A 25,667-nucleotide genomic window follows, 5' to 3' on the forward strand; every position below is an offset into this window, starting at 1 on the left:
GCGTTCGACCGCGCTACACCCGGGCGGGGGCCGGGTGTTCACCCGAAGCCGGTTGTTCACCCGAGGCCGGTCGTTCGCCCGGCGCCGGTACCGCCCGGCGGGCCGCGCGCCGTTCCGCGGCCCGGGCCGGGTCGAGGGAGGGCACGGCGGCGAGCAGCTGCCGGGTGTAGGGGTGCTGCGGCCGGTCGTACACCTCGGCGGCAGTGCCCTCCTCGACGATCAGGCCGTCCCGCATGACCGCCACCCGGTCGCTGACCTGCCGGACGACGGCCAGGTCGTGCGCGATGAAGACGAGCGCCAGTCCGAGGTCCCGCTGGAGTTCGGCGAGCAGGCTCGTGACCTGGGCCTGGGTGGTGACGTCGAGCGCCGAGACGGGTTCGTCGCAGACGATCAGCCGGGGGTCGGGGGCGAGGGCGCGGGCAATGCCGACGCGCTGCCGCTGGCCGCCGCTGAACTCGTGCGGGTAGCGGTCGTAGTGCCCGGGGTCGAGACCGACCCGGTCGAGGAGTTCCCCGACCCGGGCCCGGATCGCGGTCTCGTCGCGCTCCCCCGCCGCGCGCAGCGGGTCGGCGATGGATTCGCCGACGGACCGGCGCGGGTTGAGGGAGGAGACCGGGTCCTGGAACACCATCTGTACGCCCGGGACGACCCCCCGCGTTTCCCGTTCCGCGTGCCGCACCTGCCCGGAGCCGGGCTCGAGCAGCCCGACGAGCATCCGTCCCAGGGTGCTCTTGCCGGAGCCGCTCTCGCCGACGATCCCGAGGGTCTCCCCGGCGTGCACGGTGAGCGACACCCCGCCGACGGCGACGACCCGACGCTTCCCCCGCCCGAACTCCCGCCGCACGGCCACGGCCTCGACGACGGGCCCGCCCTCGCCGGACGGCCCGAAGCGCGCCGAGCCCGATCCCAGCCCCGCCGACACCCCCGGCCCCGCCGACACCCCCGGCCCCGCCGACACCCCCAGCCCCGCCGGCGATCGAGGCGCGGAGTCCGGGGCAGAGCCCAGATCCTCGAGCCCCGCCGACACCCCCAGCCCCGCCGACGGTCGAGGCGCGGGTCCGGGCAGCGCCCGAAGGACCCGCGGTGCGTCCAGTCTCGGCACTGCCGCCAGCAGGGCACGGGTATAGGGGTCGGCCGGGGCCGAGAGAACGGCCCCCACCGGGCCCCGCTCCACGGCGGTGCCGCCGCGCATGACCAGCAGCTCGTCCACGCTCTCCGCCGCCACCCCCACGTCGTGGGTGACCAGCAACAGCCCCAGCCCCCGCTCCTCCCGCAGCCCGTGCAGCAGGTCCAGGATCTGCGCCTGGACGGTGACGTCGAGCGCGGTGGTCGGCTCGTCGGCGATCAGCAGCCGCGGCTCGCAGGCCAGGGCCATGGCGATGAGGGCGCGCTGGCGCATGCCGCCGCTGAACTCGTGCGGGCGGGACCGGGCGCGGCGGGCCGCGTCCGGGATGCCGACCCGGTCCAGCACCTCGACGGCCCGCGCCCGGGCGGCCCGCCGGGAGACGTCCGCGTGGATCCGGTGGACCTCGGCGATCTGGTCGCCGATGGCGTGGTACGGGTCCAGGGAGCTCAGCGGGTCCTGGAAGACCATGGCGGCGGTGCCGCCGCGCAGCCGGCGCAGCTCGGCCGCCGGTGCCGTGCCCACGTCGGTGCCGCCCACCCGGACGGTGCCGCCCAGGCGGGCACCCGTACCGCGGTGCAGTCCCAGCAGGGCCGCGGCCACGGTGGACTTGCCGCTGCCGGACTCGCCGACGATGCCCAGGGCGCGTCCCGGCTCCAGGGTGAAGGAGACCCCGTCCACGGCCCGTACGTACTCTCCCGCCCCGCCGACCGGGAAGTCGACCACGAGGTCGGTGACCTCCACCAGCAGTTCCGTCATGCGAGGGCCACCCTTCGGTCCGCGGCGGCGTAGAGCAGGTCGGCGATCGCGCCCGCGAGGACCACGGCCGTGCCGATCGTCAGGACGACGCCCACCACGACGGGCAGGTCCACGACCCGCACCCCGTCGATGAGGGTCTTGCCGAGACCGGGGATCCCGAACAGCGACTCCGTCAGCACGGCGCCGCCGATCATCGTGCCGAAGTCGACGGCGCTGAGCGCGATCACGGGGGCCACGGCGCCGCGCACCGCGTGCCGGGTGACGATGGCCCGCTCCCCCACCCCGTAGGCGCGGAAGGTCCGGATGTGATCCTCGGCGAGGGTTTCCAGGGTCGAACTGCGCGTCAGCCGTGCGTATTTGGCGCTCTCGAAGAGGCCGAGCGTCACCCAGGGCAGCAGCAGGTTCCAGGCCCACTGCTCGGGGTCCTCGCCCAGCGGCACGTACGTCGGGAACGGCAGCCACTGCAGGTGGGCGCAGACGGTCATGAGCAGCAGCAGCCCCAGGATGAAAACGGGGGTGCCGGTCCCGGCGAGGGTGAGGACGGTCAGCACCCGCTCGGTGATTCCGCCGCGGCGCAGCGCGGACAGCAGCCCGGTGCCGACGCCGACCACCAGCCAGATCACCAGCGCGCCCAGTGCCAGCGACAGGGTGGCGGGCAGCCGGTCCAGGATCAGCTCGGTGACCTGCTGGTCGTTCTGGTACGTGAATCCGAGGCAGGGCGCGTCGCAGTGCAGGACCAGCCCGGCGCCGGCGGAGTGGTCCCGGCCCAGCAGCAGTCCCTGGAGGAAGTGCAGGTACTGGGCGACCGCGGATTCGTTCAGCCCGAGCTGTTCGCGGACCTGGGCGATCTGCGCCGGGTTGCAGCGCTCCCCGCAGGCGAGGCGGGCGGGGTCGCCGGGGGCGAGGTAGAAGAGGGCGTAGACGATGACGGACAGGGCGAGCAGCACGAGCAGTGCGCCGCCGGTCCGTTTGAGCACGAAGCGGGTCACCCCTTGCGCTCCTTTCCGGTACCGACCCGCAGGCGGGAGCCTTCGCGCGGGTCGAGGGCCGCGCGTACGGCGTCGCCGAGCACGGTGAAGGCGAGCACGGTGACGAAGAGCAGCCCGGCGGGGAGCAGGACGTAGGCGGGGTCGGCGCGGAACCAGGTCTGGGCGCTGGACAGCATCTGGCCCCAGGAGGGGGTGGGCGGTTTCACGCCGACGCCGAGGAAGGACAGCGAGGCCTCGGCCACCATGGCGGTGGGCACCTTGATCGCGGCGAGGGTGATGACGGGTGCGGCCAGCGAGGGCAGCAGCTCGCGGCGGGCGATCCGCAGCGTGCCGTTGCCGGAGAGGCGGGCGGATTCCACGAAGTCCAGGCCGCGCAGGGCGAGGGTGTGGGCGCGCACCATCCGGGCGGTGCCGCCCCAGTCGAGCAGTCCGATGACCAGGATCAGCAGCAGCGGCCGCGGGAAGTCGGGCGGCACGACGGCGGTGAGGGCGATGCCGAGCACCAGCATGGGCAGGGCGATCATCACATCGGTGAACCGGCCGATGACCTCCCCCACGAAGCGGTTGCCGAGCGCGGCGGCAAGCCCGGCGGCCACCCCGACGAGGATCGACACGGCGGTGGCACCGAGGGCGACGAGGAGTGAGATCCGCGCGCCGTAGAGGAGCCGGGTGAACAGGTCGCGGCCGGTGCCGGGTTCGACGCCGAGCCAGTGGTCGGCGGAGACGCCGCCGAAGGAGCCGAGCGGGACGCCGCCGCGCGCGGAGTCGACGAGGTCGTCGTGGTACGTGTCGGGGTCCTGGCCGGTGAGCTGGGCGAGCAGCGGCGCGGTGAGGGCGAGGAGGACGAGGAGCGCCAGGACGGCGGCGGCCGCGAGGGCCTCGGGGCGGCGGCGCAGGCGCCGCCGGATCTGGCGCGCGGTGCCCGCGCCCGGGGTGGTGACCCCGGGCGCGGGCGCCGTCCGATCGGCTGTGACGGTCACTTGACGGCGACCTGCGAGATGTCGAGGACGCCGGTCCAGTCGCTGATCACGACGTTCTTGACGTCCTTGCCGACCAGCCGCTTGTAGACGGGGTGGAAGAGCGGGACGTCGAGGGCCTGCTCGCCGATCTTCTTGTCCAGGGCGCCCCAGCGCTTGCCGGCCGCCGCCAGATCGGTGAGCTTGTTGATCTCGTCGATCTCGGTGTTCACGGCGGGGTCGTTCAGCTGCGCGTGGTTGTAGTTGGAGCCGTCGGTGACGATCTGCCGGCCGTCGAAGATCGGGGCGAGGAAGGGGCCGCCGGAGGGCCAGTCGGCGCCCCAGCGGGAGAGGAAGAAGCCGGGGGTGTTCTTGGCGTCCCAGCGGCGCTCGTTGAACGCGTTGTTCTCCAGGCCTTCCAGCTTGACGGTGATCCCGGCGGCGGCGAGCGCCTGCTGCACGGCGGTGGCGACCTCGGGGCTGGTCTGCCGGTTCTGCGCGGTGGAGTGGGTGAGGGTGATGGTCAGGCCGTTCGGGTGGCCGGCCTCGGCGAGGAGCTGCCTGGCCTTGGCGGGGTCGCCGGTCCGGCCCGCCGGGAAGTGGTCGTAGGGGGTGAAGCCGAACGCCTCCTTCTCGGGCAGGAAGGTGGTGGCGGGCTCGGCGAGGGCGGAGCCGCCGGCCGCGTTGATCACGCTGGTGCGGTTGATCGCGTAGGAGATGGCCTGGCGGACCTTGGGGATGTCGAAGGGGGCCACCTTGGGGTTGAAGGCGAGGTAGTTGATGTAGCCGAAGCGGCCGGTGCCGACCCTGCCGGCCAGCTCTTTGTTGTCGCCGATCTGGGCGAGTTCGGCCGGGCCCAGGTTGGTGTCGGTGGTGATGGCGGCGGCGTCCGGGCCGGAGCTGGTGGTCAGCCGCTGGTTGATGACGGCGGAGTCGAGGCCGGAGCGGACGTCGATGGTGTCCGGGTAGGCCTTGCGCTCCTGGTCGGTCTTCTCGTCCCAGTGCGGGTTGCGCTCCAGGGTGAGCCGCTCGCCGTCGTTCTCGTTCCCGACCACCTTGTAGGGGCCGGAGGAGACGGGGTGCTCCTCGTATTTCGCGCCGGTGTCCTTGGCCTTGGGGACGGGCGCGAACTGGGTCTGGGTGGCGACGAAGGGGAACTCGCCCTCGGGCTTGCGGAGCTTGAAGACGATGGTCTTCGCATCGGGCACGACGATGGAGTCGAGGCCCTTGCCGCCGTCCTTGTAGGGGCCCTGGTAGGACTCGCCGCCGACCAGCCAGTCCCGCAGGTAGGGGGCGCCGCCGGACAGCTCGGCGGCGAAGGACCGCTCGATGCCGTATTTGATGTCGGCGCTGGTGATCGGGGTGCCGTCCTCGTACTTCAGCCCGTCCTTGAGCGTGTACGTCCACTCGGTGGCGTCGGCGTTGGGCCGCCCGGTGTCGGTGGCCAGGTCGGGCACCACCTTGGTGCCGGCCGCCCCGTTCTCCCGGTTGCGGGTGGTGAGCGTACGGAACACCAGCGAGGGCACGTTTCCGCCGCCGGAGGTGTAGAGGCGGGCCGGGTCGAAGTCGTTCTGCGGCTCGGAGTTGAGGACGGTCAGCGTGCCGCCCTTCTGCGGCGCACCGGCGGTACCGGGCTTGCCGGTGTCCTTGGCCGCGCCGTCCTCGGGGCCGCAGGCCGCGGCGCCCCCGGCCAGTACGAGGCTGACGGAGACCGCGGCCACACGGCGCGATATGCGGGACTGACGGAACATCGGAAAGGACCTCTCGGCGAGAAGAAAAGGGGAGGAAATGCGAAATCTCCACGCCGGGGCAATGCGCGACGCCGCGCCCGGACATGGATATGCCCGGGCGCGGCGGAAAACGGAAGAGTTGCTGTCGGCGCGCGCGATCGGGCGACGTCAGCGACAGAAGATGTCGGCCACGCTGTGCGCGGTCACACCGAGGAGCGCCAGCTCAATGGCGGCGCTCGCGGAGGTGGTGTGGTGCTGCGACATGCGGAGAACCCTCTCCGATGATCCGACCGATTGTCAACGCGGCGCCTTGAGGTGCCGTCAACTCCCCGGATACACCCAGGGATTGGGCTTGCAGGGAATTCCGTCGACATCGAGCGACTTCGTCTGCTGCTGCATGATCGGCGCGGGTGCGCCCGGGGTCCGGCAGCTGACGTGCCCGTTTCCGAGCCGGTGGCCGACCTCGTGGTTGATCAGCATCTGCCGGTACGCGAACATCGCCTGCGCGCCGTAGGTGTGCGAGCCCTGCGCCCATCGGTACGCGTTGATCATCACCCGGTCGGTGGAGGCCGAGTCGCAGGAGACGTTGTCGATGGTGGTGTCCAGGCCGGACTTGGCGCACCAGGTTCCGGTGGTCCCCGGGCTGGCCAGGGTGACCACGAAGTCGACCTCCCCGGAGGGGACCCGCTCGAAGGTGCGCGCCCCGTTGTGCGCCCAGCTCCGGTTGTCGTTGAGGGTGCGCTGCACGGCCTCGGCGAACAACTGCCCGTCCAGGCCGAGCCCTTGCTCCACATCGACCCGGTAGCGGACGAGATCCCCCTTGCCGGGGGCCTTGGCGAGGCCCGGCACGGTGTCGAAGGTGCCCGGGCCCGCGAGTTTCGCGTCGATCGGGAACTGCTCGGCCATCTTCTGCTCGTACGTCTTCTCCACCGGGGCCACCGGGGCGGCAGGAACCGCCGGGGGCACGGAGGCCTGCGCGGTGTCCGGGGCCGCCGGCCGGTCGTCGGAGCGGGAGGCCCCGGCCCGGTCGTCGGCGGCCCGGCTCTCGCCACCCGTCCCGCCCGCGTGCGTCCGCCCGGCGCTCTCGTCCCCGGCGACCTGCCCGGCCACCACCACGGCGAGCACGGTGGTGACGGCGGCCGCGGCCATGCCGGTGTACGTGCGCACCTTCAGGCCACGCACGGGCGGGGGCGCGGCCTGGTCGTCGCCGCCGTGGTGGTCGGTGCGCGGTACGGGCACCCGGCGGTGCGAGCCGGTGGAGGTGAGGGGATCCGCGGGCGGTGCGTCGTACCCGGCGGGTTCGGCCGGCGGCAGGGTGACCTGCGGGAAGCCGACCGCGGGAGTGCCGAAGGCCGGGGTGTCGGAGTCCAGGACCGTCCCGGGCGTGGCGCGGGTTCGGGGCGCCCCGCGCCAGTCGCCGTAGACCGCCCCGGCCCCGGCGCCGGGCGCGGCGCCCCAGCCGCCGCCGGGCTCGCGCACCTCGGGGTGCCCGGCACGCACCTCGGGCGCGGGCTGCTGCCCGTACCCCTGGTGGATGACGGCCTGTTCGACCCGGCGCCTGCGGCCCGCACCGCCCGCGGCGACGCCCTCGGCTCCCACCGGCGGTATGCCGGGCGCGACCGAGGGCGGCGGGGTGGTGGCGGGCGGGGGTGAGGCGGGGCCCTTGCGACTATGTCGTCCCACGAATCCTCAGCCTCTGCCGTCGGTGTCTTCGCCGCTGCCGTTCCCGCTGCCGGCCGGGGTGGTGTCGTTGTCCCGGAGGAGGTCCCGGAAGGCCGCGGCGACCACCTCGGGGTACTCCATCATGGCCACGTGCCCGGCCTCGGGAAGGGTCAGCAGCCGCGAACCCCGGAAGGCCGCGGCGGCCTTGCGGGCCATGCGGTACGACACGAGCTGGTCCCGGCCACCGTAGACCAGCAGGGCCGGTGCGAGAACCCGCTGCGCCTGCCGCCACAGTCCGTGCTGCCCGCCGAGGGTGTAGGCGTCGACGATGCCGCGCGAGGAGCGGCTCATCGCCTCCCAGAAGTACGGCAGGGCCATCCGCCGTTCCATCTCCTCGACCGCGTTCTCGAAGCCCTCGGGTGTCACCCGGGAGGGGTCTCCGTAACACAGGCCCAGTACTCCGCGCGTGCGCTGTTCGGCGGTCAGCCCGTGGGTCAGCCGGCCGACCAGGGCGGCCGCGCCCGGCGCCGCGAGGAGCGCGGTGGGCACGGCGGCCCACTGCACCCGCAGCTCCGGCATGGCGGGCGAGATCAGGGTGAGGGTGCGCACCAGGTCGGGCCGGACGGCCGCGACCCGGGTGCTGACGGCGCCGCCGAGGGAGTTGGCGATCAGGTGGACGGGGCCGCGGCCGCTGGCATCGAGGTAGCGGATCACCGCCCGGGCGAGTCCGGTGACCGAGTAGTCCCGGTCGGCCGGCGGCGGCGAGTCGCCGAAGCCGGGCAGGTCGACGGCCTCGCCGTCGACGGTGTCCTCCAGCTCCCGCATCAGGGCCGACCAGTTCAGCGAGGACCCGCCGAGCCCGTGCACGAACAGGGCGGGCGGCAGCCCCTGGCGGACCGGCGGCCGCGACCGCACGGTGAGCGTCAGCCCGGGCAGCGCGACGCTGCGCAGCCGCTCACCTTCCGCCACCCGGACCCCGCCCGCCTGCGGGGCGAGCTCGGCGGCGGACCGTACACCCGGCAGCTCGGTCGAAGACATGCGGCCAATGTTACGAGACGATCACGCGGCAACCCGTGTGTCCGCCGTCACAAGTCCGCGTAGCGCTGCACCTCCGACTCTCCTAGGCTCGTAACTGAGACATGGAAAGCCGGGGCACGGAAATGAGGGGAGCCCCATGGGTGCCGACCCAGCGGAGCCTGACACCTTCCAGGACCAGTCACCGAAGGCAGATGCGGAGGCCCCCGAGGCCGACGCAGCGGAACAGGCCGCCGAGCTCACCCCGAGCGAAGACGACCCGCCGACCGGGCTCGAGAGCGGCGAGGCTGCGGACGGCGACGCCGCCGAGCAGGCCCGGGTCGTCGCACTCGACGAAGAGGACTACCGCTGACCAGCGCTAAGAGCGTCCGTACCGCGAGAAATCTCGGTCCGGACCCTCCAGATTCGATTACCGAAAAGTACGATGGCGGCGCGGCGCACAGCGCACTGTGTTCTGAGAGAAAGTGGGAGGCGGCGTGACAGCCATCGAGCAGACCGAGGCGGCGCGCCCGCGGGGCACGCGACTGCCGCGCCGAGCCCGACGCAATCAGCTGCTGGGCGCGGCCCAGGAGGTGTTCGTCGCGCAGGGTTACCACGCGGCGGCGATGGACGACATCGCCGAGCGCGCGGGAGTGAGCAAGCCGGTGCTCTACCAGCACTTCCCCGGCAAGCTCGACCTCTATCTGGCGCTGCTGGACCAGCACTGCGAGGCATTGCTGCTGGCGGTGCGCGGGGCCCTCGCCTCGACCACCGACAACAAGCTGCGGGTCGCGGCGACGATGGACGCGTACTTCGCGTACGTGGAGGACGAGGGCGGCGCGTTCCGGCTGGTCTTCGAATCGGATCTGACCAACGAGCCCGCGGTGCGCGAGCGCGTCGACCGGGTGTCGCTCCAGTGCGCCGAGGCCATCTCGGACGTGATCGCCGAGGACACCGGCCTGTCGAAGGACGAGTCGATGCTGCTGGCCGTGGGGCTGGGCGGCGTCTCCCAGGTGGTCGCGCGGTACTGGCTGTCCAGCGAGAGCCCGGTGGCCCGGGACAAGGCGGTCGGCCTGCTCACCTCCCTGGCCTGGCGGGGCATCGCCGGGTTCCCGCTGCACGGCAGCGAGCAGCACTAGCGGGCGGCCCGGCGCGCGCAGCACCGGCGTACGGTTCGTACGGATCTGTTCGCTGCGAGCGTTCCCCCCGTACGCCGTCCGGGTCCTCTCGCCCGGCTAATGTGTCCGGTGTACGGCGCGGTAGATCGCGCGACCCGGAGACGTCGGAGGGACAAGCCGTGGAGGTCAAGATCGGCGTGCAGCACGCACCCCGGGAGATCGTGCTGGAGACCGAACTGAGCGCCGAGGAACTCGAGAAGGCCGTCACCGAGGCGCTCACGGGCAAGTCGCAGCTGCTTTCGCTCACGGACACCAAGGGCCGCAAGGTGCTGGTGCCGGCGGACCGGCTGTCGTACGTCGACATCGGCGAGCCGAGCACCCGCAAGGTGGGCTTCGGCGCCCTCTGAGCACACGGGCTGAGCACGGAGAAACGGCCCGGTGGGAGTCCCCACCGGGCCGTTTCCCTTTCTTCCGCTTCGGGTAGGACCGCCTGTGACCCGGTTTGCCCGACGTGTGGGAGGAACCTCAATGCTGCTGCTGGAAGCGCTCGGCTCGGCCCTGCTGGGTCTCGGCCTGTCCGCCGCCGCGGTGAGAGTCCTCGGCGGGCGGCTGCCTTCGCCGCGCCTCGTGCTGGTCAGCGGGGTGCTCGGGGCGCTGTTCGGCGCTTATCTGACGCACTTTGCGATGGGCCCGGGCCACAGCACGCTGCCCGCGACCTTCATCGGCGCGGTGCTGGTCTCCGCCGTGGTGCTGTCCCTGCTGCTGCGTCCGAACGGACGCTCGGGGAGGCCCGCCCGGCGGGCTCCGTTTTCGGTCCCGTCGGGCGGATGACTGAGTGAGGGTCAGGCGGCCAGGCCCAGGGCCGCCATTCGCTTGGTGTGGGCCTTGGTGATGCGGGTGAACATCTCGCCGACGGCTGCCAGGTCGAAGCCGGCCGCCATCCCGTCGACCCCGCCGACCAGCATGGTGGACAGCGCGTCGCGCTCGGCGACCACCCGCTGCGCCTGCGAGAGGGCCTCTCCCATCAGCCGGCGGGCCCACAGTGCGAGGCGGCCGCCGACCCGCGGGTCGGCCTCGATCGCGGCCCGCACCTTCTCGACCGCGAAATTGCCGTGGCCGGTGTCGTCGAGCACGCCGAGGACCAGGGCGCGGGTGTCGGAGTCCAGGTGGCTGGCCACCTCGCGGTAGAAGTCACTGGCGATGGAGTCGCCGACGTAGGCCTTGACCAGGCCCTCCAGCCAGTCCGAGGGCGCGGTCTGCCGGTGGAAGTCGTCGACGCCCTTCGCGAAGGGCTCCATGGCCGCGGTGGGCTCGGCGTCGATCGCCGTGAGCCGGTCGCGCAGCCGCTCGAAGTGGTGGAATTCGGCGGAGGCCATCTTGGCGAGCTCCGCCTTGTCGGCGAGGGTGGGCGCCATCTTCGCGTCCTCGGCCAGCCGCTCGAACGCCGCGAGCTCTCCGTACGCGAGCGCCCCGAGCAGGTCCACGACGGCCGCCCGGTACTGCGGCGAGGCGGAGGCGTCGGCCCAGTTCTGGGCGGCGATCCCGGTAGCGCCCGTTTCGGCGGTTTCGGCGGACGACGGTGCGTTTTCTTCGGTCGACATGCTCCGCACAATAGCCCGCTGAATGGGCCCCGGAACCACCCGCCCGGCCCGTTCCGCGGTGCCCTCGGGGCACCTGAGCGGGCGCCGCCCCGGTGAATTCACCCGACACACCTGCGCGATTCCGGGGTACAGTGGTAATGCGCCTGCCGAACACTCGGCGGGCCATCCGAATGAGGATGCCCGGTCGGTGGCCCGATCGGCTCCAACCGACCGCCCTCGGTGTGGTGCGTACGTTCATGCGTACCGCCTCCCATGAGGGGCCCCCTCAGCGGCATGAGTGCGCTTGAGCGAAGGCAGTGGTCCCGCGCAGCTTCGTACGTACACAGCAAGTACTGCAAGCCAGGCACGGTACGACCCCCCTCGCCGCCTCGCGCCGCGTCTCACAGAAGAGGCAGCACCCTGACTACGTTCCGAGACCTCGGGATCCTTCCCGAGACCGCCGAGGCCCTTGAAGCCGTCGGCATCGTGTCCCCCTTCCCGATCCAGGAGATGACCCTCCCCGTCGCCCTTTCCGGCACGGACGTCATCGGCCAGGCGAAGACCGGAACCGGCAAGACGCTCGGTTTCGGCCTTCCGCTGCTGGAGCGGGTCACCGTCCCCGCGGACGTCGAGGCCGGCCGGGCGACGCCCGAGCAGCTGACCGACGCCCCGCAGGCCCTCGTGGTGGTTCCGACCCGCGAGCTGTGCACCCAGGTCACCAACGACCTCCTGCAGGCCGGCAAGGTCCGCAACGTCCGCGTCCTCGCCATATACGGCGGCCGCGCGTACGAGCCGCAGGTCGAGGCGCTCAAGAAGGGCGTCGACATCATCGTCGGCACCCCGGGCCGCCTGCTGGACCTCGCGGGCCAGAAGAAGCTGGACCTGTCCCACATCCGGGCCCTGGTCCTGGACGAGGCCGACGAGATGCTCGACCTGGGCTTCCTGCCCGACGTCGAGAAGATCATCAACCACCTGCCGCCGAAGCGTCAGACCATGCTGTTCTCGGCGACCATGCCGGGCGCGGTCATCGGCCTGGCCCGCCGGTACATGACGCAGCCGACGCACATCCGCGCCACCTCTCCCGAGGGCGAGGGCGTGACCGTCGCCAACATCAAGCAGCACGTCTTCCGTGCGCACAACATGGACAAGCCGGAGCTCGTCTCCCGCATCCTGCAGGCCGAGGGCCGCGGCCTGGCCATGATCTTCTGCCGTACCAAGCGCACGGCGGCCGACATCGCCGAGCAGCTGGAGAAGCGCGGATTCGCCTCCGGCGCCGTCCACGGCGACCTGGGCCAGGGTGCGCGCGAGCAGGCGCTGCGCGCGTTCCGCAACGGCAAGGTCGACGTGCTGGTCTGCACCGACGTCGCCGCCCGCGGCATCGATGTCGAGGGTGTCACCCACGTCATCAACTACCAGACGCCGGAGGACGAGAAGACCTTCCTGCACCGCGTGGGCCGTACCGGCCGCGCGGGCAACAAGGGCATCGCCGTCACCCTGGTCGACTGGGACGACATCCCGCGCTGGCAGCTGATCAACAAGGCGCTGGAGCTGGACTTCCACGACCCGGTCGAGACGTACTCCACGTCTCCGCACCTGTTCGAGGAGATGAACATCCCGGCCGGCACCAAGGGCGTCCTGCCGCGCGCCGAGCGCACGCGGGCCGGCCTGAAGGCCGAGGACCTCGAGGACCTGGGCGAGACCGGCGGCCGCGGGCGCAAGCCCGCCGCTGCCGCGGTGGTGACCGAGGAGCGGCCCGCCCGCACCCGGACGCCGCGCCAGCGCCGCCGGACCCGTGGTGGTGCGGAGCTCGCCGCCGGTGACGCCGCGGTGACCCCGCTTCCGGCCGCCGAGGCCGCGCCGGTGGGCGAGGAGGCCCTGGCGGAGCCGCGCAAGCCGCGTCGCCGCCGGACCCGGTCCTCGTCGACCGCGGTCTCGTCGACCGCGTCGTCGGCGTCCGCCGCCGTTGCCGTTGCCGCTCCGGTGACTCCGGTCGCCGAGATCGCCGAGGCCGCCCCGGTCGCGGAGGAGGCCCCGGCCAAGCCGCGCCGCACCCGCACCCGCAAGGCCGCCGAGGCTCCGGTGACCCCGGTGACCCCGGCCGTCGAGGAAGCCCCGGCCGAGCCGAAGCGGACGCGGACCCGCAAGGTCGCCGCCGTGGCCGAGGCCCCGGAGCCGGACTTCCAGATGGCTCCCCCGGTCGAGCCGGTCAGGGCGCGTCGGACCCGGGCCCCCCGGAAGGCCGCCGCAGCGGTCGAGACCCCGGTGACCCCGGTCGCCGAGGAGGCTCCGGCCAAGCCGAAGCGGACGCGCACCCGCAAGGCCGCCGAGGCCGCGCCGGTGGCCGCCGAGGCCCCCGAGGCTTCGGCCCCGGCCAAGCCCCGCCGCACCCGTACCCGCAAGGTGGCGGAAGCGCCCGAGGCGTAACCCGCAGCCCCTCCGATGGCCCGGTCCCTCTTCCCGAGGGGCCGGGCCATCGGCGTTTCTCCGGGGGCGACCGGCCAGTAACGTGGGCGCATGAGCAAGCCGCCGCGCCTGACGCTGCCCCCGTGCGCCCGTGCCCGCCTCCTGGAGACCGCGCGCGGCGAGTTCGCCGTGCACGAGGCCGGTGAACCGCTGCGCGGTACGGCCCTGCTGGTCCCGGGCTTCACCGGCAGCAAGGAGGACTTCATCGGCCTGCTGGAGCCGCTGGCCGCCGCCGGCTACCGGGTCGTCGCCGTGGACGGACGCGGCCAGCACGAGAGCCCCGGCCCGCGCGAGGAGTCCGCGTACGCCCTCGACGAGCTCGCCCGGGACCTGCTCGCGCAGGTGGCCGCCCTCGACACCCCGGTCCACCTCCTGGGGCATTCCCTCGGCGGGCTGATCTCCCGCGCCGCGGTGATCCGCGATGCCGCACCGTTCCGCAGCCTCACCCTGATGAGCAGCGGACCCGCCGCCATCACCGAGGCCCAGCAGGCCCGTACGAAGCTGCTGGTCGCCGCGCTCGAAGCGATGCGCGACGACATGGCCGCGGTGTGGGCGGCGATGCGCGCGCAGGACCCGGAGGACGCCGCCCCGGACACCGCCGAGGTCGCCGAGTTCCTGCGCCGGCGCTGGATGTCGACCGTGCCCGAGCAGCTGATCGCCACCGGTCGCGCGCTGATCTCCGAGCCCGACCGGGTGGCCGAGCTGGGCCGGGTGGTGCTGCCCAAGCTCGTGCTCTCGGGGGCGGTGGACTACGCCTGGCCGGTCCCGCTCATGGACGACATGGCCCTTCGGCTGGGTGCGGCGCGGGTGGTGATCCCGGGCACCGAGCACTCCCCCAACGCCGAGGACGCGCCCGCGACGGCCGCTGCGCTGGCCGCGTTCTGGGACTCCGTACCGGGCTCCGGTACCGAGGGGTAATTAGCCAGTGAAAAAATTTCCTTAGCGTAGGGAATGATTGCGTCCTACACTTCGTTGACCCGTATGCAAGGAGAACACCGACGAAGGGAGAAGCCCCATGCGCTTCGAGATACTGCGCCTGGACGATGTCGACGGGAACGCCGTGGACAGCACCGTCGTGGACGCGTCCTCCGTCAACCGGATCGTGCAGCAGGCCGCCGCGGTCGGCCAGCGCATTCTGATCCGACCGGCCGAGTAGGCGTCCTCCTCAGCCTGTCGCACACGCCGAAAACGCAGAAGGCCCCCGCTCCGGACGGAGCGGGGGCCTTCTGTGCGGGCGGGGTCAGGCGCCGTGCACCACCTGGAGCACGCCGTTGATGATCTGCTGCACGGCGATCGCCGACAGCATCATGCCCGCGAGCCGGGTCACCAGGACCACGCCGCCGTCCCGGATCACCCGGATGATCACCAGGGAGTACCGCATGACCAGCCACAGCACCACGTGCATGGCGACGATCGCGGCCCACACCGAGACCTGGCCGCCGAAGCCGTCGGCCTTCTGCACGGCCAGGATCACCGACACGATCGCACCGGGGCCGGCCAGCAGCGGCATGCCCAGCGGCACCAGCGCGACGTTCACGTCCTTGGTCTGCTTGGGCTCGTCCGTCTTGCCCGTCAGCAGGTCCAGCGCGATCAGGAGCAGCAGCAGACCACCCGCGATCATGAGGGCGGGCACCGAGACGTGCAGGTAGTCCAGGATCTGCTGGCCGCAGATGCCGAAGACGGCGATGACGCCGAAGGCCACGCAGACGGCCTGCCAGGCCATCCGGCGCTGCACCTTGGCAGGGCGGCCCGAGGTCAGGGCGAGGAAGATCGGCGTGATCCCCGGGGGGTCCATAATCACAAAAAGGGTGAGAAAAAGGGATCCGAAGACGGCGAAGTCGAACACAGAGATGCCTTGCAGGAGTGGTCGTACACAACAGGGGCGCGCGCAGCGGCGGCTGCGGCCGGGAGCGCGGAAGGAAGAAGCGGGGTCGGGCCGGTCCGGCTACGGCCGGGACGCGTGATGGGGGCGTCCGCCCGCCCCGGGCACCGGGAAGGCACCCGTCGCGCGGCGCGTGATCTCGCCGTAGATCTCGGGGTCGGTCGTGTACTCCCCGAGGCGACAGGTCTTGCGGCTGCCGTGGTAGTCGCTGGAGCCGGTCGTCAGCAGGCCCAGCTCCCCGGCGAGGCCCCGCAGCCGCGCCCGGGTGAGGGTGTCGTGGTCCATGTGGTCGACCTCGATGCCGTCCAGGCCCGCGGCCGCCAGCTCGGCTATGACGCTCTCCGGGACGCACTGCCCGCGCTTGACCGCGCCCGGGTGCGCGAAGACGGTGACCCCGCCGGCCGCCTTGACCAGGCGGATGGCGTCGAAGGGGTCCAGCTCGTGCTTCTCGGCGTACGCGCGGCCGCCGTCGGCCAGCCAGTCCGGGGTGAAGGCGTCCGAGACGGTCGGTACGACGCCCAGCTCGACCAGCGCGGTCGCGATGTGCGGGCGGCCGACCGAACCCTCACCGGCGATCCGGGCGACCTGCTCCCAGGTGACGGGGACGCCGAGGTCGCGGAGCTTGCCGATCATCGCCTGGGCGCGGGGGGTGCGGTCGTCGCGGACCAGCTCCCGCTCGCGCGAGAGCTCGGGCTCCTCGGGGTCGAAGAGGTACGCCAGCATGTGCACCCCGATGCCGTCCAGGCGGCAGGACAGCTCGGCGCCGGTCACCAGGGTCAGCCCGGCCGGCAGGGCGGCGATGGCCTCGGCGTACCCGCCCACGGTGTCGTGGTCGGTCAGCGCGATCACGTCCAGCCCGGCGGCGGCCGCGTGGCGGACCAGCTCGGTGGGGGTGTCCGTGCCGTCGGAGGCCGTGGAGTGGGTGTGCAGGTCGATGCGCACAGCACGGCTCCAGGGGCAGGACGGACGGGGACACTCCAGGATAACCGGCCCCGGGGCCGCCTCTGATGTGCCCCTAGGAGGCGCCTTTCCCCCGGTTCGGCTCGGGAGACAGGATGCGGGGGCTCAGCGCGCCCATGGGCAGGAGTTCCACCTCCGCGCCGACGTCGCGCAGATCGGTCAGGACCAGTTCGTCGTACATCAGCAGGCCCGACTGCTCGGGCCACACCACCGCCCACAGCCACAGTCCGCGCGCCTCGCCCGCGAACACCGCGCGGTCCTCGGGGGAGCCGGAGACATGCCAGAGCGGGGTGGGGCGGCCGGCCGCGATCACCTTGGCGTGGGGCGGGCCGGATACGTTCAGAAAGGCGCCGGGATCAGGGCCGTCGATGCCCGCGTACCACGCGCCCAGGCCCACCCCGAGCTCCTCCGCGATCAGCAGCAGGTCCCCGGCTCCGCCGAGCGGGCCGGGCCCCGAGCAGGCCACCACGGTGGCGCGGCCCCCGCTGCGGTCGTCCCCGGCCGTGGCGACCCCCGTGAACAGCCAGCCGAGCGGCAGCGGCCACGGCATCCACACCGGCACCCGGGTCCGGTGCACGGCGACACCGAGCCCCTCGACGCTGGGCGGAAGGACGGGCTGCAGGGGGTGGACGGTGCCGTGCACGGCACACTGCCAGGAGTCGGAGAAAAGACCAGGCGCCCTGACCCGGCCACCGCACTTCGGGCAACTCGGTTCGCCCCTCATAAGAAGCCACGTTCCTCCCCGGCCGGAGCCGCGTCAAGGGACGATCACCCGTCCGGAGGCGATCCGTACCCGACAGTGGCGGCCGCAACTCCGGCCGGTCCGGCAGGCCGGCCGCCGGACCGGTCCGTCCGGTCGGTCGCGGTCGGTCGGCCCGGTCGGTCGCGGTCGGTCCCGGCCGGCCCGGTCGGTCGCGGTCAGTCCAGGGCGACCGAGCTGCGGCGGGGGTCGCGCAGGTCCGTGCCGCGGGCCAGCCAGCGTTCCTGGAGGGCGGCCGCGCCGTGGACCCGCTTCCAGGCCGCCTCGTTCGCGGTCATCGGGAGCAGCGGGAGGAAGCGGACCGGATCCATCGGGTCGTCGAGTTCCAGGTCCTCGACCAGCCCGCCGGGCTCGGCGACCAGCACGGAGCTGAACGGCGCCCCGGGCCACAGCGGTTCACCCAGATCGAGGGAGGCGCCGGGAGCCACGATCAGCCCCTCCACCTGAGGGGTGGCCGCGAGGACGGCGAGCGGGCGGAGCGCCTTGTCGGTGTCGGCGAGGCCGGCCCGGACCGTCAGGACCAGTTCGGCGCGCGGCCCGCGCACCGGGTCGGCGACCACGGCGGTCGGATCGGCCATGGGCTGCGCCGACATGCCGAGGGTCGCGTACCGGACCAGGTCCCCGTCCCGGAAGCGGAGCACCTCGATGCGGTCGGTGCCGAGGAAGGTGACCGCGGCGCGGGCCTCGGGTTCGCCGAGCGCGGTGCGCAGCCGGGCCTCTACCAGAGCCAGAAGATCTGCCATGGAGCGAGCATAGAACTCATATGGGGTGGGTAAAGCCAGAGTTTTGACCATCAGTCGGCTGATAGTGTTGACCGCTGGACAGGACATCCCCCACGGGGGACCGGCCGGAGGAGGTGGGGCTGCGGTGGATCGAAGTCGATCGTGCAGTACCGGCACCAGCCACGCTTCCCGTCGTCCTGTTCCTTCCGCCCGCCGCCGGTAACGTTCGCCGCGCCGCGGAAGGCCTCCCACCCGTACGGTCCGCAGCCGTGCGAAGGAGCCTGCCATGTCGATGATCCGTGACCTGCGCGCAGTCGTCCGCCCCTCGCTGCGCAAGTCCACCCCCGTCCAGCCCGGCTACGACACCACTCGCGACCCCTCGGTGACCAGCGCGGTCGTCGACTGCGCGGTGTACCGGGAGGGCCGCCGGCTGCCCGTTACCTCATGCCCCACCCCGCGAGCCGCCATGCGCGAGGTGCGCCGGGACGGCGGTTTCACCTGGATCGGACTGCACGAGCCCACCGAAGCCGAATTCGCGGGCATCGCCGCCGAGTTCGGGCTGCACCCGCTCGCCGTGGAGGACGCGGTGCACGCGCACCAGCGGCCGAAGCTGGAGCGGTACGACGACACGCTCTTCGCGGTGTTCAAGACCATCCACTACGTGGAGCACGCCGAACTCACCGCCACCAGCGAGGTGGTGGAGACCGGCGAGGTGATGTGTTTCACCGGACGGGACTTCGTCATCACCGTCCGGCACGGCGGCCAGGGCTCGCTCAAGGGGCTGCGGCACCGGCTGGAGGACGAGCCCGAACTGCTGGCCAAGGGGCCCTCGTCGGTGCTGCATTCGATCGCCGACCACGTGGTGGACGGGTACATCGCGGTGGCGGCCGCCGTACAGGACGACATCGACCTGGTGGAGAGCGAGGTGTTCGCGGCCCCGGCCGGCAAGGGCGGTCCGCGCGGCTCCGACGCGGGCCGGATCTACCAGCTCAAGCGCGAGGTACTGGAGTTCAAGCGGGCGGTGTCTCCGCTGCTGCGGCCGATGGAGCTGCTGAGCGAGCGGCCCATGCGGCTGGTGGACCCGGACATCCAGAAGTACTTCCGGGACGTCGCCGACCACCTGGCCCGGGTGCACGAGCAGGTCATGGGCTTCGACGAGCTGCTGAACTCGATCCTGCAGGCGAACCTGGCGCAGGCGACGGTCGCGCAGAACGAGGACATGCGCAAGATCACCTCATGGGCGGCCATCATCGCCGTGCCGACCATGATCTGCGGCGTGTACGGGATGAACTTCGATCACATGCCCGAACTGAAGTGGGAGTACGGCTATCCGATGGTGATGGCCTCGATCGTCGGCATCTGCTTCACCATCCACCGGGCCCTGCGACGCAACGGCTGGCTGTAGGGGGGTCTTGTCGATCAGGCCGCGTCGCGAGCCCGGCCCGATCGGCAAGACACCCCCTCGGGGCCGTACGGGGTTCCCCTACGCTGTGCGCATGACTCTCAGCACACTCGACCTGGCCCTCGTCGAGGAGGCCACCAAGAAGTCCGGCCTCATCTGGGTCCGGGGCACCGGACCCGACCGGGGGCTCTGGCACGCCTGGGTGGACGGAGCCGCGCATGTGCTGGGCGACGGGCCCGGGGAGCAGCCGTTCCCGGGGCTCGCGGACGGGGCCACCGCCGAGGTGACCGTACGCAGCAAGGACAAGGGCGGCCGGCTGGTGGCCTGGACGGCCCGGGTGACCGAGCTGGCGCCGGGCAGCGAGGCCTGGGAGGCGGCGGCCGCCGAGCTCAAGACCAAGCGGCTGAACGCGCCGGACTCGGAGCAGATGACCGAGCGGTGGGCGCGCGAGTGCCGGCTGCTGCGACTGGAGCCGGAGTCGGCCCGCACGGACCTGCCGGGCGGCTCGCTGGCCGCCGCGCCGCTGCCCTCGCCGGGGATCACCCGCCGGCCGGTTCCGGCGGCGCTGCCGAAGCTGCTGCTGAAGCGGAAGAAGAAGGCCAAGAGCTAGGCCGGGCGCCGGGGGGCGTCAGGGGGCGTCGGGTCAGCCCTGGCTGGGATCGGAGCCCTGGCCGGAACCGGTGCCACCGGAGCCGCTGCCGGCGGACCCGGAGCCGGCGGAGCTGCCGGTGCCCTTGGTGGTGGGCAGCTGGGAACCGTAGTCCACGGTCTGCTCCTGCGGCGGCGCCTCGATCTGGAACTTGGTGCCCCAGTCGGCCAGTTCCACCGCGCCCGCCCCGGCCGCCCGCTCCAGCCGCAGCGGGTACGGGGTGCCCTCCAGCGAGACCGCGAGCTTGCCGCCCGCCCCCTTGTCGGCGGTGACCATGATCGACCGGGTGTGGCCGATCTTGGTGTAGGCGCCCTTGTCGAGCTTGCCGTCCAGCCCGAGCAGCCCGTCCAGCAGGACGTGCATGTCGGTGAACCCGCGCAACTGCTTGTACGAGGGGTCGCCCTCCGGCACCTTCACGAACTTGTCGCCGAGCTTCCCGGCCGCCTCGGACTGCCCCCAGAAGGCCGCGTCCGCCTTCAGGAAGAGCTCCTCGCCCACCCTGAGCAGCTGGAAGGTGTTCTCCTGCGACTTCACCTCACCGGACCCGCCGTCCGCCTTCAGGCGCATGTCCAGGGTGAAGGACTTGCCGCCGCTGACGACCGTCCCGGACAGCCGGACCGAGTCGGCGGCCGTCGCCGCGCTCCGCGCCTTGTCCTCGATCTGCTCGGCGGACAGCTTGCCGACCCCGTTGGTGCCCTTGTCCGGATCGGGCTCTTCCCCGCAGCCCGTGGCGGCGACGGCGAGGCCGACACACAGGGCACCGGTACCGACGGCCCGGCGCAGCCGTACGGCAGGGAAGTAGGCGGTCACGGGCAGGTGCCTCTCGTCGTCGGTGGCGGGCAGCAGGCAGCGTACCCGGCCCGGATCCGCCCCCTTGGCCCGGGCGGACCGCCCCACCAGCGCGGTTTGCCGGGGCACGGGCTAGCCTGAGGCACGGAACCGGAGGACGTGAACGCTCTAGGAGGCGCACGGATGGCAGCAGGCGCCCCGCGCATCTTCGTCTCACACCTCGCGGGCATGCCGGTGTTCGACCCCAACGGCGACCAGGTGGGCCGCGTCCGCGACATCGTCGCCATGCTGCGCGTCGGCGGGCGCCCGCCGCGGCTGCTCGGCCTGGTGGTCGAGGTGGTCAGCCGCCGCCGGATCTTCCTGCCCATGACGCGGGTGACGGGCGTGGAGTCCGGCCAGGTCATCACCACCGGTGTCATCAACCTGCGGCGCTTCGAGCAGCGCCCCACCGAGCGGCTGGTCCTCGGCGAACTGCTGGACCGCCGGGTGACGCTGGTCGCCACCGGCGAGGAGGTCACCGTCCTGGACGTGTCCATCCAGCAGCTGCCGGCCCGCCGCGACTGGGAGATCGACCGGATCTTCGTACGGAAGGGCAAGGGCGGCGCCCTGCGGCGGCGCGGCGAGACCCTGACCGTGGAGTGGTCGGCGGTCACCGGTTTCTCGCTGGAGGAGCACGGGCAGGGCGCCGAGTCGCTGGTCGCCACCTTCGAGCAGATGCGCCCGGCCGACCTCGCGAACGTCCTGCACCACCTGACCCCCAAGCGGCGGGCCGAGGTGGCCAACGCCCTCGACGACGACCGGCTCGCGGACGTCCTGGAGGAGCTGCCGGAGGACGACCAGATCGAGATCCTCGGCAAGCTGAAGGAGGAGCGGGCCGCCGACGTCCTGGAGGCGATGGACCCGGACGACGCGGCCGACCTGCTGTCCGAGCTGCCCGAGGACGACCAGGAGCGGCTGCTGACGCTGATGCAGCCGGAGGACGCGGCCGACGTGCGCCGCCTGCTGTCGTACGAGGAGAACACCGCGGGCGGTCTGATGACGACCGAGCCGATCGTGCTGCGCCCCGACGCGACGGTCGCGGACGCCCTGGCCCGGGTCCGGCAGGCCGACCTGTCCCCCGCGCTGGCCGCGCAGGTGTACGTGTGCCGGCCGCCGGACGAGACCCCGACCGGCAAGTACCTGGGCACGGTGCACTTCCAGCGGCTGCTGCGGGATCCCCCGTTCACCCTGGTCAGCTCGATCGTGGACACGGACCTGCCGCCGCTGCGGCCGGACGCCTCGCTGCCCGCCGTCACCAGCTATCTCGCCGCCTACAACATGGTGGCGGTGCCGGTGGTCGACGAGAGCGGCTCGCTGCTGGGCGCGGTGACCGTGGACGACGTACTGGACCACCTGCTGCCGGACGACTGGCGCGAGACGGATCTCCACACCGAGGAGGCCGTCCATGGCGGCTGAGCGAGGGCGTGAGCCCGCGTCGCGCGAACGGCGCCGGCAGCAGATCCGGGAGCGGCGCCAGCAGGCCCGGGAGCGTGACCAGGCGCTGTCGGAGCGGATGGAGGACGCCTCCGACCGGGTCCGGGAGCGGGCGTCCGAGCGGGCCGACCGGCTGAAGTCCGGCGCGGCCGGCGGCACCGGAGCGAGCGCGCTGACCCGGTCGCGGGTCCGGCTTGACCTGCCGCGGCCGGCCCGGCGGCGGCTGCTGCCCGAGTACGACCCGGAGGCCTTCGGGCGGTTCTCGGAGCGGATCGCCCGGTTCCTCGGCACCGGCCGGTTCATCGTCTGGATGACCCTGGTCATCATCGTCTGGGTGCTGTGGAACATCTTCGCGCCGCAAGAGCTGCGGTGGGACGAGTACCCGTTCATCTTCCTGACCCTGATGCTGTCGCTCCAGGCCTCGTACGCCGCCCCGCTGATCCTGCTCGCGCAGAACCGGCAGGACGACCGGGACCGCGTCAACCTGGAGCAGGACCGCAAGCAGAACGAGCGGTCGATCGCGGACACCGAGTACCTGACGCGGGAGATCGCGGCGCTGCGGATGGGCCTGGGCGAGGTGGCGACCCGCGACTGGATCAGGTCCGAGTTCCAGGATCTGATCAAGGAGATGGACGAGCGGCGTCTATTCCCGCTCGAGAGTGACGAAGGCGACCGCTAGCGCACTTCCCCGGTGCCCACTGCCGGGCCGTACCATCGGGTCATGGCTACCGACACAAGCTCCGCCGCCGTGCCCGGACAGGACGCGATCCTGGACGCGCTGGCGACGGTGAACGACCCCGAGATCCACCGGCCGATCACCGAGCTCGGCATGGTCAAATCGGTCGAGGTCGGCGATGACGGCGCGGTCGCCGTCACGGTCTACCTGACGGTGTCGGGCTGTCCCATGCGGGAGACCATCACCAAGAACGTCACGGACGCCGTCGCGCAGGTCGCCGGCGTCAGCTCGGTCTCCGTCACCCTCGACGTGATGAGCGACGAGCAGCGCAAGGAGCTGGCGACCGCCCTGCGCGGCGGCACCGCCGAGCGCGAGGTCCCCTTCGCCAAGCCGGGCTCGCTGACCCGCGTGTACGCGGTGGCCTCCGGCAAGGGCGGCGTCGGCAAGTCCTCGGTGACGGTCAACCTGGCTGCGGCGATGGCCGCGGACGGGCTGAAGGTCGGCGTGGTCGACGCGGACATCTACGGCCACAGCGTGCCGCGCATGCTGGGCGTGGACGGCAAGCCCACCCAGGTCGAAAACATGATCATGCCGCCGTCGGCGAACGGCGTGAAGGTCATCTCCATCGGCATGTTCACCCCGGGCAACGCGCCGGTGGTGTGGCGCGGACCGATGCTGCACCGGGCGCTCCAGCAGTTCCTGGCGGACGTGTTCTGGGGCGACCTGGACGTGCTGCTGCTGGACCTGCCGCCCGGCACCGGCGACATCGCGATCTCGGTGGCCCAGCTGGTGCCCAACGCGGAGATCCTGGTCGTCACCACCCCTCAGCAGGCGGCCGCCGAGGTGGCCGAGCGGGCCGGGTCCATCGCAGTGCAGACCCACCAGAAGATCGTCGGCGTGGTCGAGAACATGTCCGGGCTGCCGTGCCCGCACTGCGACGAGATGGTCGACGTGTTCGGCACGGGCGGCGGGCAGCTGGTCGCGGACGGGCTGACGAAGACGACCGGCGCGACCGTGCCGGTCCTCGGGCAGATCCCGATCGACGTGCGGCTGCGCGAGGGCGGCGACAACGGCAAGCCGGTGGTCCTGTCGGACCCCGACTCCGCGGCGGGCTCCGCCCTCCGTGCCATCGCCGGCAAGCTCGGCGGCCGCGCCCGCGGCCTCTCGGGCATGTCCCTGGGCATCACCCCGCGCAACAAGTTCTGACCCCACCCCGCCCCGGTGTGGGCAATCGTCCCCGCCTCGCGCGGCCGGACTGCCCACCCCGGTGTGGGCAGTCGTCCCCGCCTCGTGCGGCCGGGCGGCCCACCCCGGTGTGGGCAGTCGTCCCGCAGGGCGGGACGGGTGGGCACACCGGGACGCGCCACCCGCAGGGACCGCGCAGCGTGTACGGCCACCGCCCCTCGGGCGGTGGCCTTCGCCGTACCCGGCACCGCGGCCGGGCCGGGGCGGGAAACCGCGGCCGACCCGAAGCAGCGGCCGGGCGGGCCGGGCGGGGGCCGGAGCCGCGGCCGGGGGTGCGGGACACGCTCCGCGGCCGGTGCGGGCCGTCGTGCCGTGTGCCCACCCGTACCGCCCTGCGGCACGATTGCCCACACGGCGGCGGTGGGCCGTGAGGCCGGGGGCTGCGCAGCAGCCCACACGGCGGCGGCGGTGGCGGCGGGCCGGCTACTCGTAGGTGGTGAGGTCTGCCTGGGCGAAGGCGAGGCCGTAGGCGCTCATGCCCCGCCCGTACGCCCCGAGGTGCACCCCCGCCTCGGTCGACCCGGCCAGCACCCACCCGAATTCCGACTCCCGGTAGTGGAACGGCGACGGCACCCCGTCCACCGGCAGCGACAGCGTGGACCAGTCCGCCCCCGCCAGATCGTCCGCCAGCTCCCAGGCCGCCTCGGTCTGCTGCTCCAGCCAGTCGTTGCGCAGGTTGTGGTCCATCTGCCCCGGCCAGGTGAACGCCAGCAGCCCCGACCCGGCCAGCCAGGCCGCCGAGGAAACCGAGGTCGCCTCCAGTACGCCGGTGCCGTCCCCGCTGCGCCGCAGCGGGTTGCTGGCGACGGTGACGACCACCGCGAAGCGCTCCTTCTCGCCGGTCGCGATCTCCCCGCGTACGGAGGGCTCGTCGCCGTGCCCGACGGAGCCGTGCTCCACGGTGCCGTCGGCGCCCGTGCCGACCTGCATCAGCCAGCGCGGTCCGGTGAACGCTTCGTCCAGCCCGTACCAGGGGAAGTCGGCCTTGAGGTAGTTCTTGGCAGCACGCCGGGCGGGCGGCACGGGCTGCTGCTGGGCGGTCTCCTCCGAGGCGGGCTGTACCCCGACCCGGCTACTGGTGGTCTCCATCTGCGCGGCCTCTCGTTCCGTGGGACCCGGAACGGCCCCGCCCCCCTCGGGCGTCCTGCGTCCGGACAGATGGAGAGAATAGCCACCCGGACCGCCCTGATCCGGCAGGCTGGGGCAGATGGGACTCAGGTGGCGTCAGGTGGCGTCGGCGTCGAACGGCGTCCGCTGCCCCGGAGCGGGCTGCGTCGCGGGCTTCTTCACCAGGTCGGGGCCGGCGGCCGCGCCGACCGCCGGTACGGACCCGGCGGCGGGGACGGCCTCCGCCTCCTTGCCGTTGACGGCATCGGTGACCTCGCCGAGTTCCTTGCGCAGGTCGAAGCTGCTGCGGATCTCCTTGAGGTCCTCGTTCTCGGTCAGCTGCTTGCGGATGAAGGTCTTCGGGTTCAGGTCCTCGAACTCGAAGTCCTTGAAGTCCGGGCCGAGTTCCGAGCGGATGTCTTCCTTGGCGCTGTCCGAGAACGCGCGGACCTTGCGGATGAAGCCGGTGACGTCCTGGATGACCTTGGGCAGCTTCTCGGGGCCGAAGATGAGGATGGCGAGCACCACGATGGTGACCAGCTCAAGGCCGCCTATGTCGTTGAACACGTTGCCGCTCCTCGGCTCTCATCCTTCGGGCCTCGACAACG

Annotated in this window: 27 protein-coding genes; 12 read left to right on the forward strand and 15 right to left on the reverse strand. The window is 72.6% G+C overall.

What is annotated here, in order from left to right; translation table 11 throughout:
* Positions 1 to 13 precede the first annotated feature (13 nt).
* The 7 genes from AB0447_RS04450 to AB0447_RS04480 form a co-directional block, all read right to left on the reverse strand.
* A complete protein-coding gene (locus AB0447_RS04450; protein WP_366474944.1) occupies positions 14 to 1,882 on the reverse strand; it encodes an ABC transporter ATP-binding protein in 1,869 nt (622 codons plus the stop codon).
* Positions 1,879 to 2,871, reverse strand: coding sequence for an ABC transporter permease (locus AB0447_RS04455; protein ID WP_366474945.1), 993 nt, complete (start codon positions 2,869 to 2,871; stop codon positions 1,879 to 1,881). Before AB0447_RS04455 ends, AB0447_RS04450 begins: the two co-directional genes overlap by 4 nt.
* Positions 2,868 to 3,851, reverse strand: coding sequence for an ABC transporter permease (locus tag AB0447_RS04460; protein ID WP_366474946.1), 984 nt, complete (start codon positions 3,849 to 3,851; stop codon positions 2,868 to 2,870). The genes AB0447_RS04455 and AB0447_RS04460 overlap by 4 nt, the downstream gene beginning before the upstream one ends.
* Positions 3,848 to 5,578 carry an ABC transporter substrate-binding protein gene (locus AB0447_RS04465; protein ID WP_366474947.1) on the reverse strand — a complete coding sequence of 577 codons (1,731 nt, stop codon included), beginning with the start codon at positions 5,576 to 5,578 and terminating at the stop codon, positions 3,848 to 3,850. The genes AB0447_RS04460 and AB0447_RS04465 overlap by 4 nt, the downstream gene beginning before the upstream one ends.
* A gap of 147 nt (positions 5,579 to 5,725) precedes the next feature.
* Positions 5,726 to 5,821, reverse strand: coding sequence for an Ms4533A family Cys-rich leader peptide (locus tag AB0447_RS04470; protein WP_366474948.1), 96 nt, complete (start codon positions 5,819 to 5,821; stop codon positions 5,726 to 5,728).
* A 57-nt stretch (positions 5,822 to 5,878) separates the two neighbouring features.
* The gene (locus AB0447_RS04475; RefSeq protein ID WP_366474949.1) at positions 5,879 to 7,240 is read right to left on the reverse strand and encodes a DUF3152 domain-containing protein; all 1,362 of its coding nucleotides are present in this window, start codon (positions 7,238 to 7,240) and stop codon (positions 5,879 to 5,881) included.
* 6 nt (positions 7,241 to 7,246) lie between these two features.
* Positions 7,247 to 8,257, reverse strand: a complete 1,011-nt coding sequence (locus AB0447_RS04480; protein WP_366474950.1) for an alpha/beta hydrolase — start codon at positions 8,255 to 8,257, stop codon at positions 7,247 to 7,249.
* 136 nt (positions 8,258 to 8,393) lie between these two features.
* Here AB0447_RS04480 and AB0447_RS04485 point away from each other — a divergent pair, with 136 nt between their 5' ends.
* The 4 genes from AB0447_RS04485 to AB0447_RS04500 all read left to right on the forward strand — a co-directional run bounded on the left by AB0447_RS04485 (position 8,394) and on the right by AB0447_RS04500 (position 10,182).
* Positions 8,394 to 8,606 carry a hypothetical protein gene (locus tag AB0447_RS04485; RefSeq protein WP_366474951.1) on the forward strand — a complete coding sequence of 71 codons (213 nt, stop codon included), beginning with the start codon at positions 8,394 to 8,396 and terminating at the stop codon, positions 8,604 to 8,606.
* Positions 8,607 to 8,730: 124 nt separating this feature from the next.
* Positions 8,731 to 9,372 (forward strand): TetR/AcrR family transcriptional regulator, encoded by a 642-nt coding sequence (locus tag AB0447_RS04490; protein ID WP_366474953.1) that lies wholly within the window; start codon positions 8,731 to 8,733, stop codon positions 9,370 to 9,372.
* A 158-nt stretch (positions 9,373 to 9,530) separates the two neighbouring features.
* Positions 9,531 to 9,758 carry a DUF3107 domain-containing protein gene (locus AB0447_RS04495; protein WP_366474954.1) on the forward strand — a complete coding sequence of 76 codons (228 nt, stop codon included), beginning with the start codon at positions 9,531 to 9,533 and terminating at the stop codon, positions 9,756 to 9,758.
* A gap of 124 nt (positions 9,759 to 9,882) precedes the next feature.
* Complete coding sequence (locus AB0447_RS04500) at positions 9,883 to 10,182, forward strand: hypothetical protein (protein ID WP_366475093.1); 300 nt, start codon at positions 9,883 to 9,885, stop codon at positions 10,180 to 10,182.
* Positions 10,183 to 10,193: 11 nt separating this feature from the next.
* On the opposite strand, the gene AB0447_RS04505 is transcribed toward AB0447_RS04500, so the two are convergent.
* Positions 10,194 to 10,952, reverse strand: coding sequence for a ferritin-like fold-containing protein (locus AB0447_RS04505; RefSeq protein ID WP_366474955.1), 759 nt, complete (start codon positions 10,950 to 10,952; stop codon positions 10,194 to 10,196).
* A gap of 465 nt (positions 10,953 to 11,417) precedes the next feature.
* Here AB0447_RS04505 and AB0447_RS04510 point away from each other — a divergent pair, with 465 nt between their 5' ends.
* The 3 genes from AB0447_RS04510 (at position 11,418) to AB0447_RS04520 (ending at position 14,550) form a co-directional block, all read left to right on the forward strand.
* Entirely contained in the window at positions 11,418 to 13,355 is a 1,938-nt protein-coding gene (locus AB0447_RS04510; protein WP_366474956.1) for a DEAD/DEAH box helicase, read from the forward strand.
* Between the two features lie 90 nt (positions 13,356 to 13,445).
* Positions 13,446 to 14,312, forward strand: coding sequence for an alpha/beta hydrolase (locus tag AB0447_RS04515; protein ID WP_366474957.1), 867 nt, complete (start codon positions 13,446 to 13,448; stop codon positions 14,310 to 14,312).
* 97 nt (positions 14,313 to 14,409) lie between these two features.
* The gene (locus tag AB0447_RS04520) at positions 14,410 to 14,550 is read left to right on the forward strand and encodes a hypothetical protein (protein ID WP_366474958.1); all 141 of its coding nucleotides are present in this window, start codon (positions 14,410 to 14,412) and stop codon (positions 14,548 to 14,550) included.
* Positions 14,551 to 14,634: 84 nt separating this feature from the next.
* Here AB0447_RS04520 and AB0447_RS04525 read toward each other — a convergent pair whose 3' ends face one another.
* The 4 genes from AB0447_RS04525 to AB0447_RS04540 form a co-directional block, all read right to left on the reverse strand.
* Positions 14,635 to 15,240: a MarC family protein gene (locus tag AB0447_RS04525; protein ID WP_366474959.1), complete on the reverse strand. Its 606-nt coding sequence runs from the start codon at positions 15,238 to 15,240 to the stop codon at positions 14,635 to 14,637.
* Positions 15,241 to 15,339: 99 nt separating this feature from the next.
* Entirely contained in the window at positions 15,340 to 16,218 is an 879-nt protein-coding gene (locus AB0447_RS04530; RefSeq protein WP_366474960.1) for a PHP domain-containing protein, read from the reverse strand.
* 73 nt (positions 16,219 to 16,291) lie between these two features.
* A complete protein-coding gene (locus AB0447_RS04535; RefSeq protein ID WP_366474961.1) occupies positions 16,292 to 16,960 on the reverse strand; it encodes a DUF6758 family protein in 669 nt (222 codons plus the stop codon).
* A 194-nt stretch (positions 16,961 to 17,154) separates the two neighbouring features.
* Positions 17,155 to 17,739, reverse strand: coding sequence for a suppressor of fused domain protein (locus AB0447_RS04540; protein WP_366474962.1), 585 nt, complete (start codon positions 17,737 to 17,739; stop codon positions 17,155 to 17,157).
* Positions 17,740 to 18,004: 265 nt separating this feature from the next.
* Here AB0447_RS04540 and AB0447_RS04545 point away from each other — a divergent pair, with 265 nt between their 5' ends.
* Together AB0447_RS04545 and AB0447_RS04550 are read left to right on the forward strand one after the other, a co-directional pair.
* A complete protein-coding gene (locus tag AB0447_RS04545; protein ID WP_366474963.1) occupies positions 18,005 to 19,123 on the forward strand; it encodes a magnesium and cobalt transport protein CorA in 1,119 nt (372 codons plus the stop codon).
* A gap of 91 nt (positions 19,124 to 19,214) precedes the next feature.
* Positions 19,215 to 19,730: a hypothetical protein gene (locus AB0447_RS04550; protein ID WP_366474964.1), complete on the forward strand. Its 516-nt coding sequence runs from the start codon at positions 19,215 to 19,217 to the stop codon at positions 19,728 to 19,730.
* A 33-nt stretch (positions 19,731 to 19,763) separates the two neighbouring features.
* On the opposite strand, the gene AB0447_RS04555 is transcribed toward AB0447_RS04550, so the two are convergent.
* Positions 19,764 to 20,579, reverse strand: a complete 816-nt coding sequence (locus AB0447_RS04555; RefSeq protein ID WP_366475094.1) for a hypothetical protein — start codon at positions 20,577 to 20,579, stop codon at positions 19,764 to 19,766.
* 162 nt (positions 20,580 to 20,741) lie between these two features.
* Between AB0447_RS04555 and AB0447_RS04560 the strand changes: the two genes are divergently transcribed.
* The 3 genes from AB0447_RS04560 to AB0447_RS04570 all read left to right on the forward strand — a co-directional run bounded on the left by AB0447_RS04560 (position 20,742) and on the right by AB0447_RS04570 (position 23,913).
* Positions 20,742 to 22,013, forward strand: a complete 1,272-nt coding sequence (locus AB0447_RS04560) for a CBS domain-containing protein (RefSeq protein WP_366474965.1) — start codon at positions 20,742 to 20,744, stop codon at positions 22,011 to 22,013.
* Between the two features lie 97 nt (positions 22,014 to 22,110).
* Positions 22,111 to 22,710: a DUF1003 domain-containing protein gene (locus AB0447_RS04565; RefSeq protein ID WP_366475095.1), complete on the forward strand. Its 600-nt coding sequence runs from the start codon at positions 22,111 to 22,113 to the stop codon at positions 22,708 to 22,710.
* A 69-nt stretch (positions 22,711 to 22,779) separates the two neighbouring features.
* Positions 22,780 to 23,913 carry an Mrp/NBP35 family ATP-binding protein gene (locus AB0447_RS04570; protein WP_366475096.1) on the forward strand — a complete coding sequence of 378 codons (1,134 nt, stop codon included), beginning with the start codon at positions 22,780 to 22,782 and terminating at the stop codon, positions 23,911 to 23,913.
* A gap of 462 nt (positions 23,914 to 24,375) precedes the next feature.
* On the opposite strand, the gene AB0447_RS04575 is transcribed toward AB0447_RS04570, so the two are convergent.
* Complete coding sequence (locus AB0447_RS04575) at positions 24,376 to 25,041, reverse strand: hypothetical protein (RefSeq protein WP_366474966.1); 666 nt, start codon at positions 25,039 to 25,041, stop codon at positions 24,376 to 24,378.
* Between the two features lie 135 nt (positions 25,042 to 25,176).
* Positions 25,177 to 25,626 (reverse strand): sec-independent translocase, encoded by a 450-nt coding sequence (locus AB0447_RS04580; RefSeq protein WP_366474967.1) that lies wholly within the window; start codon positions 25,624 to 25,626, stop codon positions 25,177 to 25,179.
* Positions 25,627 to 25,667 lie beyond the last annotated feature (41 nt).

It is taken from the genome of Streptomyces sp. NPDC051211, from assembly GCF_040689505.1.
Lineage (GTDB): Bacteria > Actinomycetota > Actinomycetes > Streptomycetales > Streptomycetaceae > Streptomyces.